The organism is bacterium (genome assembly GCA_040755795.1).
In the GTDB taxonomy this organism is placed as follows: Bacteria; UBA9089; CG2-30-40-21; order CG2-30-40-21; family SBAY01; genus JBFLXS01.
Window position 1 is genome coordinate 1 of the sequence record JBFLXS010000049.1, and the last position, 16,549, is coordinate 16,549.

15 protein-coding genes are annotated in these 16,549 nt (G+C 34.6%); all 15 read left to right on the forward strand.

The window, feature by feature from the left end; all coding sequences use genetic code 11:
* Window positions 1–697: 697 nt before the first annotated feature.
* Genes AB1414_05340 through AB1414_05410 form a run of 15 tightly spaced genes read left to right on the forward strand, consistent with a single transcriptional unit; the run spans window position 698 to window position 16,421 of the window.
* Window positions 698–2,587, forward strand: coding sequence for an aldehyde ferredoxin oxidoreductase family protein (locus AB1414_05340; GenBank protein MEW6606865.1), 1,890 nt, complete (start codon window positions 698–700; stop codon window positions 2,585–2,587).
* A gap of 36 nt (window positions 2,588–2,623) precedes the next feature.
* The gene (locus tag AB1414_05345; protein ID MEW6606866.1) at window positions 2,624–3,379 is read left to right on the forward strand and encodes a 2-oxo acid dehydrogenase subunit E2; all 756 of its coding nucleotides are present in this window, start codon (window positions 2,624–2,626) and stop codon (window positions 3,377–3,379) included.
* Between the two features lie 12 nt (window positions 3,380–3,391).
* Window positions 3,392–5,044: a radical SAM protein gene (locus tag AB1414_05350; protein ID MEW6606867.1), complete on the forward strand. Its 1,653-nt coding sequence runs from the start codon at window positions 3,392–3,394 to the stop codon at window positions 5,042–5,044.
* Window positions 5,045–5,063: 19 nt separating this feature from the next.
* A complete protein-coding gene (locus AB1414_05355) occupies window positions 5,064–6,161 on the forward strand; it encodes a DUF362 domain-containing protein (protein MEW6606868.1) in 1,098 nt (365 codons plus the stop codon).
* A gap of 1 nt (window position 6,162) precedes the next feature.
* A complete protein-coding gene (locus AB1414_05360) occupies window positions 6,163–7,095 on the forward strand; it encodes a glycosyltransferase (protein ID MEW6606869.1) in 933 nt (310 codons plus the stop codon).
* The gene (locus AB1414_05365) at window positions 7,095–8,477 is read left to right on the forward strand and encodes a lipid biosynthesis B12-binding/radical SAM protein (GenBank protein MEW6606870.1); all 1,383 of its coding nucleotides are present in this window, start codon (window positions 7,095–7,097) and stop codon (window positions 8,475–8,477) included. Before AB1414_05360 ends, AB1414_05365 begins: the two co-directional genes overlap by 1 nt.
* A 48-nt stretch (window positions 8,478–8,525) precedes the next feature.
* The gene (locus tag AB1414_05370) at window positions 8,526–8,789 is read left to right on the forward strand and encodes a phosphopantetheine-binding protein (protein ID MEW6606871.1); all 264 of its coding nucleotides are present in this window, start codon (window positions 8,526–8,528) and stop codon (window positions 8,787–8,789) included.
* Between the two features lie 57 nt (window positions 8,790–8,846).
* Entirely contained in the window at window positions 8,847–9,578 is a 732-nt protein-coding gene (locus tag AB1414_05375) for a PIG-L deacetylase family protein (protein ID MEW6606872.1), read from the forward strand.
* A 12-nt stretch (window positions 9,579–9,590) separates the two neighbouring features.
* Window positions 9,591–10,718, forward strand: a complete 1,128-nt coding sequence (locus tag AB1414_05380) for a DUF362 domain-containing protein (GenBank protein MEW6606873.1) — start codon at window positions 9,591–9,593, stop codon at window positions 10,716–10,718.
* A 16-nt stretch (window positions 10,719–10,734) separates the two neighbouring features.
* Complete coding sequence (locus AB1414_05385; protein MEW6606874.1) at window positions 10,735–11,721, forward strand: methyltransferase; 987 nt, start codon at window positions 10,735–10,737, stop codon at window positions 11,719–11,721.
* A 9-nt stretch (window positions 11,722–11,730) separates the two neighbouring features.
* Window positions 11,731–12,762 carry a DUF4872 domain-containing protein gene (locus AB1414_05390; GenBank protein MEW6606875.1) on the forward strand — a complete coding sequence of 344 codons (1,032 nt, stop codon included), beginning with the start codon at window positions 11,731–11,733 and terminating at the stop codon, window positions 12,760–12,762.
* Window positions 12,763–12,776: 14 nt separating this feature from the next.
* Window positions 12,777–13,934, forward strand: coding sequence for a radical SAM protein (locus AB1414_05395; GenBank protein ID MEW6606876.1), 1,158 nt, complete (start codon window positions 12,777–12,779; stop codon window positions 13,932–13,934).
* Entirely contained in the window at window positions 13,931–14,560 is a 630-nt protein-coding gene (locus AB1414_05400; GenBank protein MEW6606877.1) for a hypothetical protein, read from the forward strand. The genes AB1414_05395 and AB1414_05400 overlap by 4 nt, the downstream gene beginning before the upstream one ends.
* 49 nt (window positions 14,561–14,609) lie before the next feature.
* Window positions 14,610–15,782, forward strand: a complete 1,173-nt coding sequence (locus AB1414_05405; protein MEW6606878.1) for a DUF362 domain-containing protein — start codon at window positions 14,610–14,612, stop codon at window positions 15,780–15,782.
* A complete protein-coding gene (locus AB1414_05410) occupies window positions 15,783–16,421 on the forward strand; it encodes a flavodoxin family protein (GenBank protein MEW6606879.1) in 639 nt (212 codons plus the stop codon).
* The last annotated feature ends 128 nt before the right edge of the window (window positions 16,422–16,549 follow it).

Below are 16,549 nucleotides of genomic sequence, written 5' to 3' on the forward strand. Positions count from 1 at the left end.
ACCTTTCCGGAATATTTAACACTAAATCCAAGAAAAACCAATTGCTTGATTTTAAAATGGACAGAAGAGGAAGAAGGTATTGGTTTTTTGAAAGAGGTGTTGAGGGAATTAGAAAAGGTGTTGTAGAAAGATTGAAGACCAAAGACCGAAGGACAAAGAAATTAGGATTTAGGGAATAAAGGACAAGAAACAGAGACCAAAGAATAAAGCAATAGGTGATTATTAGAATTATGCGCCTCGTTTTCAAAAAAAATTAAAAATTTAAAAATTTTTTAAAAAAACACTTGACAAAATTAAGATTATATGATATAAATTTACTATACTTATGAAGGAGAAGAAATTATGTATAATGTATCAAGCCAAAAAGTCATAAGTAACGAATTCCCACATACATACATACATACATACATACATACATACTTACTTACTTACTTACTTACTTACTTACTTACTTACTTATTTACATACTTACTTACTTAAGAAAGTCACTTTTAAATAGAAGGAAAAAGGATTTTTATAATCAGCAGGCGAGATTTAGCCTGCTTTTTTTGTGTCTGTTTGTGGGGTGTAATCAGAGTAATTAGGAGAATTAACCGAGCATGTATGGGCTCTTTAATTCAAGAAGAGGTGATCTATCCGATTAAGACGTGGTTAGTTATGTGAAAACACCACCGATTTGAGGAGATAACTAAGTTTTATGGGGAAAATAGCATATATTGATTTATCTAATTTAAAGGTACAGGTGGAGACAATACCCCATGAATTGCAAAGACAATTTATAGGTGGTCGAGGGATTAATATGTATCTTCTATATACACATACTTTGCCAGGTATTAATCCTTTATCTCCTGAAAATATATTAATAGTTGGTGTTGGGCTTCTTACAGGTGTTAAAGGACCATCTACAAGCAGATGTTCAATCTCTGGTAAGTCACCTGAAACAGGATTAATAGGAGATTCAAATATCGGTGGTTATTTTGCAGCCGAATTGAGAAAGACAGGTTATGATCATTTGGTAATTAGTGGTCAAGCAGAAAACCCTGTTTATATCTTAATAGAAAATGGAAGTATTACGATTAATGATGCAAGCTCAATTTGGGGAAAGGATACTATTGAAACAACAGAGATTCTCAAAAGGGAACATGGGGATTCTATTCAATCCCTATGTATTGGGCAAGCTGGCGAAAACTTAGTTCGTTTTGCATGTGTTAGGTCTGGCTGGAAAAATACTGCGGCAAGAACTGGTATGGGTTGTTTGATGGGTTCTAAAAGAGTTAAGGCAATTGTTGCAAAAGGTACTACAGAGGTTCCCATTAAATATGCAGATAAGTTTAAAGAATATAGTAACAGCCTCAATTCTAAAATTGCAAGTTCAAAAATAAGAGGTGTACTAAATAAGTATGGGACACCATATTTATTTGATCTCCATAATAAATTGTTTGGAATTGTGCGGACATTTAATGGTCAATTTAATATCTTTTCTGAAGGAGCTAATCTATCATCATTTAATTTAGAAAAGTATTACATTGGTAAAAGAACCTGTTTCTCATGCTCGGTTTGTTGCCGGCATGGATATTTACTAAAAGAAGGACAATTTAAAGGTCTGTATGGAGAAGGACCGGACTATGGTATGTTAGGTGCTTTTGGGCCTGTTTGTGGAATTAAAAATCTTGAGACTATTCTTGTTATTAATGATTTATTGAATAGATATGGGCTGGATGCGAGTTCTACGGGTAATATTATTGCTTGGGCGATTGAACTTTTTAAAAAGGGCATTATAGATGAGAAAGATACAGGTAACTTAAAATTAGAATGGGGAGATGAGACAACTATTATTGAATTGATTCACCAAATTGCTACAAGAAAAGGATTTGGGGATATTCTTGCTAATGGCGCAAAGAATGCTGCTGAAAAAATAGGAAGGGATTCTGGAAAATACTTAATATGGGTCAAGAATCTTCCTCAATCAGATCCGGTTGACATTAGAGGACATAAAGGGTCAGCATTAGGAGTTGCTACATCTACACGAGGAGCAGATCATTTAAGGAGTCGTCCTACATTTGAGTTTTTAAGACTTTCAGAGGATAAACTTAGGGAAATCTATGGAGATGAGGTTTCAAGTGACCCTGATTCATATAAAGGAAAAGCTCGAATAGTTTGGTGGTCTGAAAATCTATATGCTGTGGTCGATTCATTAGGAATATGTAAATTTATCACGAAATATTTTAGTCCTGATTTATTAGGATTTGAAGAATTTAGTAAATTAATCTATTATGGAACAGGGATAAGAATGTTAGAAAAAGAACTCTTTGAAATTGGGGAAAGAATAACAAATATCGAAAGGATGTTCTTAGTTCGGGAGGGGATCAGAAGAGAACATGATAATTTACCATCTCGATATTTTCAACCGATGCCTTTAGGAAAAAATAGAGGTAAAAGGATTAATACGCAATCTTTCAATAACATGTTAGATGAATATTATCAACTTCATGGATGGGATAAAAGGACAGGAACTCCTACAAAAGACACCTTAAAACGATTACATTTAGATAAAATATTAGATAAAATATGCTCCGTAGAAGTTTAACGCTTTAGTGACTATATAGATAAAAGGAAAGCAGTTATGTCAGAAGAAAAAATTATACCGTTAACTGGATGGGCACAGATTGATTCTGAGACTTTTTCCCCGGGGGAAATTGTTCCTCAGGTAGGCGGTAAAATAGATGTGGATATGTCAAAGATTATAGAATGGCGAAAAAAAATGCAATCTGAAATAGAGCAAAAGATCAATCTTCGTTTAACCTTTGCTCCTATTTTTGTGCAGGTAGTGGCACAAATTATAGAAGAATTCCCACTTGCAAATGCTACCATAAAGGATAATCAAATTCATGTTAATCCGGATATTAATATAGGATTAGTGATGAGTGCCGGAGTTAAGGGTGAAGCAGGTCCGGTAGTAGTGATTCGAGAGGCAAATAAAAAGACATTGGAAGAACTTGTTTCTATGATACACAATCTGAGCAAGAAAGTGAAAAAGGACTCATGGGGTTTAGCTTCTTTATCACAGCAAGATGATAAAGTTGCCAAGAGACTTCAAAAGATTGCTTCAGCCATGAGAGGTAAACCAACTTTTATATTGAATATCTTTGGGCTATATGGTGTTGATATCCACATGCCTTTTCTCCCACCAGGACAAGGTGTAGTATTAGTAATAAGTAGAATTACTAAAAGACCTGTAGTTGTGAAGGATGAAATAGTAATTCGTCCTATGTCTACTTTATATGCAGCTTGTGATCACCGTTTAGCCAGCGGAGTCGTAGGAGCTCGGTTTTTGCGAAGGATTAAGCAAGTTCTTGAAAATGTTGAACTCAAGAAATAAAAGAGAAGAGAAATGATAAGAGATTATAAGATAATTTTCCCAGTGTTATTGGGTGGGGATTTAGTAGTATCTTCGGAGCACTTAGGGGTCAGCTATTTAACAGCAGTTTTAAGGAAAGAAGGGTATAAAGTGAAAATAATTGAGGTTGATATACATGATGAAGAAGAAAAATTAAATGAAATATTGCAATTTCAGCCTAATTTGGTTGGATTTACAACAGTTACATTTAATATCGGAAGGGTTATCAAATTTAGCAAAAAAATAAAAGAGTTTATGCCTGAGACACACATTACCTTAGGGGGGCATGTTGCTACGATAGAAGCCGAAAATATCTTAGAAGAATGTGAATCTATTGACTCTATCGTTATAGGAGAGGGAGAAGAAACAATCGTTGAACTAACAGAGCGATTAGAGAATGGTTTAGACCTTAATGGTTGTCTGGGAGTTTTTTATAGAAAGAGAGATAAAATTTACAAAAATGACAGACGTCCATTAATTAAGAACTTAGATATACTCCCGTTTCCTGTCAGAGATGAACTTGAAGAGCATAAACTTAAGCTTCCGTATTTAAGAGTACTCGGTAGTAGAGGGTGTTTAGGTAACTGTGCCTTTTGTGGCAATCCATCTTTTAAAAGGATTCAAAAAGGTCCTCCATGGAGGGGGCGTTCTCCTAAAGATTTTGTGAGTGAGATAAGTTATCTGGTAGAAAAATATAATATTCATACTTTTGACTTTGTAGATGATACTATTGAGGATCCTGGAGGCTTAGGAAAGAAAAGAATAAAAGAAATATGTGAAGAAATAATTCAGAGAAACTTAGATATCTATTTTACAGTCAGATTTCGGGCTGAAAATTGGAGTGAAGAAGACGATGAACTATTAGAATTGTTGGTTAAGGCTGGACTTGAGAAAGTCCTTATTGGATTTGAGGCGGGAAATCAAAATGGGCTTAGATTATTTAACAAACGAGCTACGGTGGAAGATAATTTACGAGTTATTGAGCTATTAAATCGACATAAGATTTTTACATCGTATGGGTTTATTAATTTTCATCCTTATAGCACATTTTCTGACTTGAGGGATAACGCGAATTTTTTAAGAGGAAAGATAGGATATAATCTGAGACGATATTGTACACGATTAGAACTCTATTCTGGCGCAGCAATTAAAGAGAGACTAAAAAAGGATGGTTTATTATCTAATTATAATTATAAGTCTGGTAATTTGTATGCATATGAATATGTAAATCCGAAGGTTGGGACTTTCGCAAGAGAGATGGGCAGGATATTGAAAGACTATCAGGAAGTAATGGATTGGGAGATATTTGAAATAGTGATCTATACTTTTATCTACCGAGTAAGAAGGAAATTTGGAGATGATGTTCGGATCAAAAATGACTTTGAAGAGTTTGAGGATAAGATTCAACTGATCAAAAAAGAGATAGATGAAAATAACTATGAGTTTTTTATGAAGGCGTTGGAATTGGCTGAATACAGGTGGAATAGTGATAGATTTGAAGAGTATAAAAGAACACATGTACGGCCATTTCTTAAAAAGAAAATCGAAGAGATAAAAACTGCTCAGTTAAGGTTTGGATTTAAGGCAAAAAAGAGAGGCGTTGACCTCTCGAAGATAGAAGGAGAACCCGGGGTCATTGCTGGCTGAGTTTTAAGTGGAGGGTGTTGTGAAATCAAAAGTAGCAGTAGTGAGATGCAATGGATATGATTTTGAAGAGGTAAAAAAGACAATACAAGAATCTCTGGAATTAATAGGTGGATTAGGAAGTATTGTTAAAAAAGGAAGTAAGGTACTATTAAAACCAAATATAGCTGGACCCTTTCCACCAGAACAAGGAGCAACAACGCATCCTGTAGTTATCAAAGCAATGATTCAATTAGTAAAAGAGGTGGGTGGGATTCCAGTAGTCGGAGATGGTCCAGGTACGATACTTCCTGCATTTGAAATCTCTGGGATTGTAAAGGTTGCTGATGAAGAAGGGATAGAGGTAATTCTATTTGACAAAAATGGTTTTGAAATGGCAAAGATTCCAACAGGAGAACAATTGAAGGAAACACACTTTTCTAAAGATGTCTTAGAAGCAGATATTGTCATTTCGATGCCAAAATTAAAAACTCATGTTTTTGTATATTATACAGGTGCTATTAAAAACATGTTTGGGGCTTTATTGGCAGATTCAAGGAAGAAAACTCATAGAATTGACGATGCCGAACTTTTCTCTAAGGCATTAGTCGATATATTTACCATCAGAAAGCCTGATTTAGCAGTAATGGACGGGATAGTTGGTATGGAAGGAGTTGGCCCTACTCATGGTCAAGTTAAAGAGGGAGGGATAATTATATCATCAACGGACTCAGTAGCCCTTGATGCGGTTTCTTCTGCAATTATTGGATATGACCCAATGGATATTCCTACTACAAAAGATGCTTATATGAGAGGGCTGGGGAATGGAAGGTTAGAAGAGATAGAGATATTAGGTAGTCAGATTAATGAGGTGAAAGTTGATTTTAAAAGGGTTCCTATTCTAAGTGGTAGAGATAAAAAGCGATTCATGAGACTTGCCCTTGGACATTTAGTAGTAAATAACAAGAAGTGTAAAAAGTGTGAGGTATGTGTTGAGCATTGTCCAGTTGAAGCAATTAGACTGGCACCTTATCCAACGATTGATCGAAAAATTTGTGTCTATTGTTATTGCTGTTTTGAACTCTGTCCTGAAGGAGCGATGATGTTTGATGAAAAAAGTATGATAGGAAAGAGCAGTTAAAATGGAAGTTAGTGTTATAATCCCAACCTATAATAAAAAAGAAAGATTAAGATTGGCTTTAACCTCGTTCATAAATCAGAGCTATCCAAGGAAAGAATTTGAAGTCGTGTTAATAGATGATGGCTCGACCGATGGGACAGAAGATATGGTAAGCTCGTTAATCTTACCGTATAAGATAAATTATCTGAGACAGCAGAATCAAGGACGTTCCGTAGCCAGGAATTTGGGGATAACATACGCTAAAGGTGAAATAATAATATTTACCGATGATGACTTAATTCTATCTCCGGAATTCATCGAAGAACATGTAAAACATCATAAAGATGAAGACAAATTAGTTGTTCATGGTACTATATATACGATGCCATTTTTGAAATTTTTCAAGGATCCGACAAAGGGAATATTGCTTGATGAATTTAAGGATAAACAAGAAGTAACTTCTGGTTTAAGAAAGATGTGCATCTCTGAAGAGGATGTTCTTAATAACTTTGAGAAGATAAGAGAGACGAATAAGAAACTTACTCGATTTGAGATAGGAATTCATCAAATGCTTTCAGGTAATGGAACAAACTGTGTTAGTCCCTGGATAGGCTGTACTGGAGGAAATATATCGGTGAGAAAATGCCATTTAATTCAGGTAGGATGTTTTGATGAAGAGATTGGAAAGACATGGGGAGGAGAAGATTTAGAATTGGGATATCGTCTATATAAGTATGGATGTAAATTTGTGTTAGAGAAAAAGGCAGCCAATTATCATATAGCTCATTATCGTGAAGATTTTATGCGTATTCATAAAAAGACGCATGAACTCTTCTATAGAAAGCATAAGTGTATTGAGGTTAAGTTGTTGTGGGATTATTTTGAGAAGAAGATTAAAACCATTGAAGAGTATAGTGAAATGGTATTAAAAGAGAAAAGAGGGTGTATTCAATAATGAAAATACTGTTAATAGCCGTTAATCAGGAGAAACATCCCTATCCAGTTCAACCTCTTGGAGCAGCATACATAGCTGCGGCATTAAGAGCAAAAGGACATGAAGTAAGAATAGTGGATTTATGTTTTGTAGAAGATTTTCAAAAAGAGCTTTTGGTAAATTTAGAAGGATTCAGCCCTCAACTTATTGGATTTTCTATAAGAAATATTGACAACACTTCTTTCCCAAATACAAAATATTATCTTCCTGGGATAAAGAAGATAGTTGATTTTTGTAAGGAGAATACAGATGCTTATTTAATTGTGGGAGGATCGGGATTGTCTGTTATGCCTAAAGAGGTTTTACAATATTTGGGGCTGAATATCGGTGTGGTAGGAGAAGGGGAAGACACCTTATATAAAATAGTAGAAAAAATAGACCAAAAAAGAGACATTAGGGATACAAAAGGAATAGTTTATTTTGAAGATGATACTTATATAGAAAATAAGGTGGATTACACAAAAAACAGGGTGGATAAGTTATTCCCGGATCGAGACCTTTTGGATGTTAAAAGATATATGGCAGAAGGTAGTATTACCAATGTTCAGACTAAAAGAGGCTGTGGTTTTAAATGTATATATTGTACTTATCCGATAATAGAAGGAGAAAAGATAAGATTGCGTAGTCCCCGCTCTGTGGCGACTGAGATTGAAATGCTTAATAAAAGATATGGGATAGATTATTTTTACTTTATAGACAGCATCTTTAATTTTCCTATTGATCATGCCATGGAAATTTGTGAGGAAATAATTAAAAAAGGACTAAAGATAAAGTGGACAGCATTTTTTCATCCTAAATTTATAACTAAAGAGTTAGCGGCTCTTTTGGTGGAGTCAGGATGTTCGGGGGTCGAATTTGGCATCGATTCTGCTTCAGAAAGAATACTTGAGAATTTAAAGAAAGGATTTTTTGTCAAGGAAGTAATCAAGGCTTCCTCTATATGCAAAAAAGCGGGATTAAATGTCTGCTGTTATCTCTTAATAGGTGGTCCTGGAGAAAATAGGGAGTCTCTGAAAGAGACCTTTGATGTTATGGAAGATATCTCTCCCACTGCGATAATTGCCCAAAGTGGGGTTAGAATTTATCCTGGAACAGAAATAGAGAAGATAGCAGTTGCTGAAGGGTATGATTTAGAAAATTACTTGCCTCCAAAATTTTATATCTCAAGAGAGTTAAAAGATAACTTAGTAAAAGTTATCCGGGAATTTATCCCAAACCACCCAAATTTTATCTATGAGGGACTGGGAGAGGAGATTCCAGTAGAGATACTTAAAAGGATGCGCAAGATGGGGATTAAAGGCCCCTTATGGGAATTAAAGGGAAAAGCTGAGGTTCAATCTTAGATAGGTTAGGTATAGTCCAAATTTTATTTATCATAGGAGGGAAAGAGAATGGAGGATAGCTTAATTGTTGAAAACCAACTACGGGATTTAATGGTTAAAGTATGGAAGTTGGATATGAAACCAGAGGAAATTCCTGATAAGGAAGACATGTTAGAAAAATTAGGAGTGAACTCGGTAGATGTGTTAGAGTTGCTTATACATATTGAAAAAGAGTTTGACATGGAGATAAATGATGATGATCTAAATGCAGAATTGGTTAACTCAATTGGTTCCTTAGCTAATTATATAGTAAAACAAAAGGAAAGTAATTGATACTATTTATAAGATATTAATATGGACATTGTTACTGCTTTTAAAGGAAGGGAGATATTGCAAAGCAAAGCAAATTATTTGAGCTTTGCTAAAAAACCAGATAGCGAAAGGGTTCTTGTATTAGCTCCACATCCTGATGATGAGAGTATTGGATGTGGTGGAGTTCTTTATCAACATTATCTTGCTGGAGAGAAAATTACCGTAGTCTTTTTAACCGATGGATGCCAGGGTAGATATAGAAGGCGAATAAGTGAAGAGAAAATAGTAAAGCAGCGAAAAGAGGAGGCAAAGAAAGCGGCTGTAATTTTAGGAATACAAAATATTATCTTTTGGAATTATAAAGATGGAGAGTTATGCTCGAATGAAGAGTCTATAATGAGAATGAGAGAATTGATCGCTACTATTACTCCTGATGTGGTCTATTTACCTTATTTTGTTGATGAGCATGAGGATCATTGGGCAACAAATAAGATATTTCTTGAGGCTTGTTCTAAAATTACTTATAGATTCAAGGTCTGTGCTTATGAAGTGTGGACTCCTTTAATACCCAATTATCTGGTGAATATTACAAAACAGATGGATAAAAAATTGGAGGCATTAGAATGTTATAAAACACAGATCGAACTCTTTAATATAGCTGAGATAGCAGAAAATCTGAATGCCTTTCGCGCGAGAAGAATTCGGTTAAAAAGCTATCGATATGCAGAGGCATTCTTTTCCTGTGAGATAGAGGAGTATCGGTATCTTTTTAATAAAACCTTTAATGGTAAGAATAATAAACTCAAATAATGAGAGAAAAAATTGAAAATCAAAGTATCTGTTGTTAAATGTTCTGATTATGACCAAGAGAAAGTAAATCAGGCAGTTAAGGAGGCTCTTAATCTTATTGGTGGGATTGATGAATTAGTTAGGCGTGGAGATAAGGTTTTATTGGTGGTAAATCTCCTTCAACCTAAAAAACCAGAAGAAGGAGTTACTACTCATCCAAAAGTAGTAAGTGCTGTATGTGAGTTATTGAGAGATTTAGGAGCCGAAATTTGGATTGGTGGCTCAAGTGGAAGTGCTACATTTGGAGGAACATCAGAGGCTTTAAAGATTTGTGGAATACAGCAAGTAGCGGAAAGATATGGTGCCACGATAATTAATTGTGATAAAACTGAAGTTATAGAAATAAATAATCTACAAAATAATAGATTAAAAAACTTTTTTATTGCTAAGCCTATTACAGAAGCAGACTTAGTAATTTCGGTACCAAAGTTAAAGTCTCATGCATTAGTAAAATTTACTGGAGCGATAAAAAATTTCTATGGTGTAATCCCGGGAGCTGGAAAAGCACAAGGACACGCTATTGCAAATACAGAGAAAAGATTCTCAGAATTTCTAATAGATATTTATCAAGCCGTGAATCCAGGTCTTGCAATAATGGATGGCGTAATAGGAATGGAAGGAGATTGCTATGGTGGAAACCTTAGACAAGTTGGATTGATTCTTGCAAGTACAAGTTGTATTGCCCTGGATATTGTTGCTTCGAAAATAATAGGCTATGAACCGTGGCAAATAATGTATATAATGGAAGCTATTCAGAGAGGGCTCTTTCCTAATATAGAATCTATAGAAGAAGTAGGAGTAAGAGAAGCAAAAGTACCTTTTAAGCACCCTACAGGATTTTTTGAGCATCTCCCTGGATTTCTACAGAGTTGGGTGTGGAACAGAGTAAAAGCAAAGCCTACTTTAAACATCCAATGGTGTAAAAGATGTGGTGTGTGTGTTAAGGCATGTCCTGTAAATGCAATTAAAATGAGTGAAATGCCAATAATTGAGGAAGATAAATGTATTTTATGTTATTGCTGCCATGAACTCTGTCCTGAAAGTGCTATAATTCTTAAACAAAATTGGTTGGGATATTTCATAGGCAAAGATTGGCAATAAAGGAGAAAAAGAAAAAATGTTTGCTGATCCGACAAAAATACTTGAGTTAATGTATGCATATAAAACTTCAGAAGCTCTTTTTGCTGCTAATGAATTGGATGTATTTACACTACTGAATAAGAAACCACTAAGAGGTGAAGAGATTGCTAATAAATTAAATACAGTTCCAAGAGCTACAATTGTTCTATTAGATTTTTTGGTAACAATAGGACTTTTAAATAGGGAAAAAGGAAGATATTCTAACACATCTATATCAGAAAAATTTCTGGTAAGAGGGTCATCGGGTTATTTGGGCGATTTAATAAGATTTGAACGACATCTTGATACAAAGATCACTACTACTAATCTATTAAAAGGGATTAAGGGAGAAGTAGAGGAACTACAGGCAGGAATAGATCCCGAAATAGACGAAATATATATGAAGGCAATGGATTCTATTGCAGGATATTCCTCTATGTTTCTTGCTCGTCTTGCCAAATTAGAAGGTAAGAAAAAGTTATTAGATTTAGGCGGAGGACCAGGAACTTTTGCCATAACATTCTGTAAAATAAACCCAATGATAAAAGCTATTGTATTTGATTTTCCAGGGATTGTTGAGATTGCAAAGAAAAATATAGCAAAGCACCGTATGGAACAGAATATTGATGTATTAGGAGGAGATTTCACCAAAGATGATATTGGTAAAGATTATGATTGTGTGATATTATCTAATGTGATGCATTTCTTCAATCCAGAACAGAATAAAAATACAGTTAAGAAGGCTTATGAGGCTTTGAATAATGGAGGAGTGTTTATATTGCATGATTTCTTCTTAGAAGACGAAGAGAAAACCAAACCTTTTGTAGTCGCAGAACTCACTATAGATTGGTTGACTATGGGATTGGTGTTCAACTTTTCAAGAAAGGAAATTACAGAAATGTTTAAGGAAATAGGTTTTACCGAAGTTATTTTTAAAAGACTTCCCTATTTACCAACTTCAGCAGTAATTGGTAAGAAGGAGTAATTTAAAAGCATGGAAGTATGTGAGAAGAAAGGTAAGTATAAAAAGATAATAAGCAATTTTAATACGGAAAAGGGGACTTTTTGTGCCCTTTGCAATACTAAAAGTCTTTTTGAATATTATGGTTACAAACTTAGTGAGGCTATGTATTGTGGACTCTCTGGTTATTTAGGATTCTTTTATACTCGTGAAAGCCTTGAATCAAAAGAAATTCTCTACGGAAGAATCGGAAATCATGATATAATTCTGAAAAATCTATGTAATGCTTTAAATATAAGACTCAAAGAAAGAACAATATACGATGATGAAGAGGCTTGGATATTAGCAAAAGAAAGTCTAAACAAAAATATTCCACTATTGTTATGTGTTGACGATTTTTACTTAGAATATCACTTCTACTTTAATAAGATACATTATCTACGAGTGGCAGACCTGATTGGGTTTGACGAAAAAGAAGGGGTGGTACTTCTATATGATATTGAAAAGAGGACAAACTCAATTGAGAATTTTAAGAAAGCAAGGAATTCTGAAGTCAATGGTATAAAGAATAATAATATGTGGTATGAATTTGAATTCCCCTCGGAACTTCCATCTTTAATAGAACCAATAAAAAATGGTATTAACCAGAGTGTGAAAATGATGTTGGATGAAGAGAGTAATGAAACTCGATTTTATGGAATTACAGGTATTAGAACCTTTGCAGGGGATGTAGGAGAATGGGTGAAGAAATGGGGGGAAGAGGAGTTATATGCTAATATAGAGAATATGTATGTTCAAATAAATAGACCTGGCGGTCCAACAATAAGTAGATCTTTATTCTCGGAGTTTTTATTTGAAGCGAGCGATATTATTAATAATAAGGAGCTGTATAAAATAGGTAGAGAATTTAAGGAGATTTCAAAGGCATGGGAAATAATAGGAAATTTGTTCTTTAAATGGGGTGCAGGAGCATATGATGTCATACCAAGGATACAAGCACGACTGCTAAAGATTGCAGATAAAGAAGAAAGACTGTTTGCTGCCTTGAGGAACATAGTAATTTAGTGGAAGAGGTAAAAATGGTTATACAAGGAAAACAAATAGATAATAAGAAGATTCCATTACTGGTAAATGATTTTGTAATTCGAGAAGATATCTGTAACTCCCGATGTGAATATTGTCTAATAGGGGATAGCTCGATAAAGGAAGACCGTTCGGTGAAAAGAACAAATGGAATTGTCCGATTTGATCCCAAAAAGATAAAGGAACCGTTACTTTATCAACCCGGCACTCCCTTAAAGATCCGTATCGACAAGGTATTAAATATAATGGAGGATTACACCCATACATCTATTCTAAAGATTAGTGGAGGAGAGGTATTTTTAATTAAGAATATAATTGGATTATTAGAAGATAGACATACTCATTACTCAAATGTACAAGTCTTGACAAATGGAACTCTATTAAACCGTGAAATAGTTAAGAGATTGGCAGATATTCCAAGTATGAATGTGCAATTTACCATTGATGGGCATACCCTTGAAATGAACTCATATCGGGTAAAAACTCAAACTCTCCAGGATAAATTAATGAAAAACCTTGATTTGTTAATAGAATACAAAATACCGGTGGAAATCAATTGTGTCTTGACAAATAAAAATACAGAAAATTTGGATAAATTTGTGGAGTACCTTCTTCGCTATGAGGGCAAATTAATCCTTCTCCCTTATCCAGTTCGGGGAACAGCAAAGTCAAAATATTTCCCTTTACCCGAACAATTAAAAGGTATAGAAAAACTTATTGAAAATTACACCCTTTATCAAGGGGTCTTGCCTCCTCTGATATACTTATCAAGCTTACTCGAATATTTAATAAGAAGAAAAAGGGTATTAAAATGTAGCCTTCCTCTATGTATGTTTCAATTGTTTGATGATGGGATTATAACTCCCTGTGTGAATATGTGGACTGTAATCTTAGGGAATATCTTAAATGAGAAACCTGAACCTGTGTTTGATAAGATTGGTAAAGAGAAAATATATAATCTTATGCTTACGGATGAACCTTCTACTCCTTTCTGTAAACAGTGCTTTACTCCGTGGGATGTGATAAATTTATATTTTCAAGGTGAAATACCACTCGAAGTATTATGTGAAATGCCATTATATGCCAAAGAAGAAATCAAGAAGAAATTAGAGAGATTAAAAGAAATAACTATAGAAAGAGGGGGCAAAAAATGAGAAAGACACTAACTTGTGGGTTAATAATGCTGCTATTTTCAATTACTACTTCGGGGGTCTTTGCTTTTCCTTATCCCAATGCTGAAATAAAGAAAGGAAAGTTGACTGTAGGAACAGGTGTTGTATTTAACTTTATGGGGTTCAAAGGGACAGATGCATTGGACAATTACATAGAGTATGGGGTGAGTGAAAAGATCGGAGTTTTAATTTCTTATGATGATGCGCATCCTTTCGACCACGATGATACGGCCTTAGCAGGTGGAGTTATTTATCAGTTCTTAGAAGAGGATGGGTTAATTAAAAGAGGAAAGAGATACTCTGCCTCATCTGCACGTCTTGGTTTCATAAGAGCTAAACCTACAGATGTAGATGCATGGGCATTATCTATTATAAGAAACTATGATTATACCGATAGGTTTAAAGGGGGATTTGGCTTAGGGGTAGGATATCCAACCGCTGGAGATGTACCGCACCAATTACTCCTTTTGATAGATATGGGGTTACGGTATAAGGTAATTAAAGACATCCATTTTGAGCTTTCTACCATTCTAATTTTTGGTCTTGAGACCAAAGATAGAAGAGGCGAAGGTCTTCCTATATCTATGCGGTTTAAAATTGGGTTTTAGTCTAAATGAGTGTATTTAACAATCATTTTTTATCCAGGAGTAATCTTTAATGAAGTCTAAAGTATCAATAGCAAAATGTAAAGATTATGATTTTGAAAGAGTAAAAAATACAATAAGAGTATCTTTGGAATCAATAGGAGGATTGGAAGGTATAGTTAAAAGAGGGAATAGGGTATTACTAAAGGGGAATATAGGAGCACCAAGCCCTCCAGAACAAGCATCTACAACGCATCCATCGATTATCAAAGCAATGATTCAATTGGTAAGAGAGGTAGGTGGTATCCCAATATTTGGTGATAGTCCAATTATAGAACGGATAACTGAGGAGACCTTTGAAATAAGTGGGCATGCAAAGATTGCTCATAAAGAGGGGATAGAAATAACAGCATTTAATAAGAATGGTTTTAAAAAGGTAAAGATTCCTAAAGGAAAACAGATTAAAGAAATCTACTTCTCTAAAGATGTTCTGAATGCAGATGTTGTTATCTCGATTCCAAAATTAAAGACGCATATTCTTACATATTATACAGGAGCAATTAAGAATATGTTTGGAGCGTTAGAGAAAGAGTCAAGAATAAACATTCATAAAAGTTTTATTAAAGTTATACCATTCTCTGAAGCTATAGTTGATGTTTTTAGTGTTAGAAAACCTGACTTAGCAATAATGGATGGGATATGGGCTATGGAGGGACTTGGTCCAAGTCATGGTCAAATTAAAAAAGTAGGAGTAATTATTTCATCAAAAGACTCAGTAGCCCTTGATGCGGTTTCTTCTGCAATCATTGGATACGATCCAATGGATATCCCTACTACAAAAGATGCCGAGATGAGAAGATTGGGAAATGGAAAGTTAGATCAAATAGAAATTTTAGGAGAACAAATTGATAAAGTAAAAGTTGATTTTGAAAAAGTTCCTATAATAAGAGATGAGATACGAGAGAGGTTTAAAAATTTCTTTTTGTCAAAGATGTCGGTAGATAAAACAAAGTGTAAAGGTTGTAATCTCTGTATGGATCAGTGTCCGGCAAAAGCAATAAAACTAAAGCCTTACCCTGTGTTTGACCCTGAAAAATGTATTCTTTGCTTCTGCTGTTTTGAACTCTGTCCTGAAGGAGCGATAACTTTTGAGATACCAAGATTAGTTGGAAAGTCTTCCTTAATTACTCAGGAAATGGCTTCAGAGCTTTTGACAAATGTCAAAAAATATAAGGAGGGAAAATAAATGAAAGTTCTCGGTATAAATGGTTCACAGAGAAAGGAGGGGAATTCTTTCCTTCTTCTTAAATCTGCTCTTGAAAGGACAAAGGAAGAAGATAAGTCTATAGAGATAGAAATATTACAATTAGCGGATTGCAAGATAGAACCTTGCCTGGCTTGTTATTCTGGTGTAGAAAAAGTCACATATTATGGTTGTGCCCAAAAGCCTCATAAATGTATAATCAAGGATGATGATTTTGAAGAGGTTTTTCAAAAGATGGTGGAGGCAGATGGAATAATTGTTTGCATTCCTCTTTATACCCCTATCCCTTCAAAGTTTGTTGCCCTAATAGAAAGGTTGATGATGATTGTGTATTCATCAAGCGAGGTTGATGAGGATTTTGTCTGGCCATTATCTGGCAAGCCATTCAGTATAATTGGCACATCGTTTGATAGCTCCACCAATTGGGTTTTAAAGCCGCTTAGAAAATACGCCTGGTTGCTTAGATTTTACCAGCCAAGAATAAACAACAAGGTTTTCAGTGTAGATGCAAAAGGTGGAGTAAAGAATCCAAAGAATTTAGAAGCAGCAAGAAAACTTGGTTCTTTAGTTGCTAAAACTTTAATAAAGAGAAAAGAAAAAAGTAAAAAAGGTCGAACATAAAAAGTAACTATTCAGCTTCCATTTTTTTCCTTTTAACACTGAAAGTGTTAAATTTCACATAACCGTAGATATAATCTACGGAAAAAGACTCGTGAGCACTACTCGACCCTGAAAGGGTCGAATTTTAT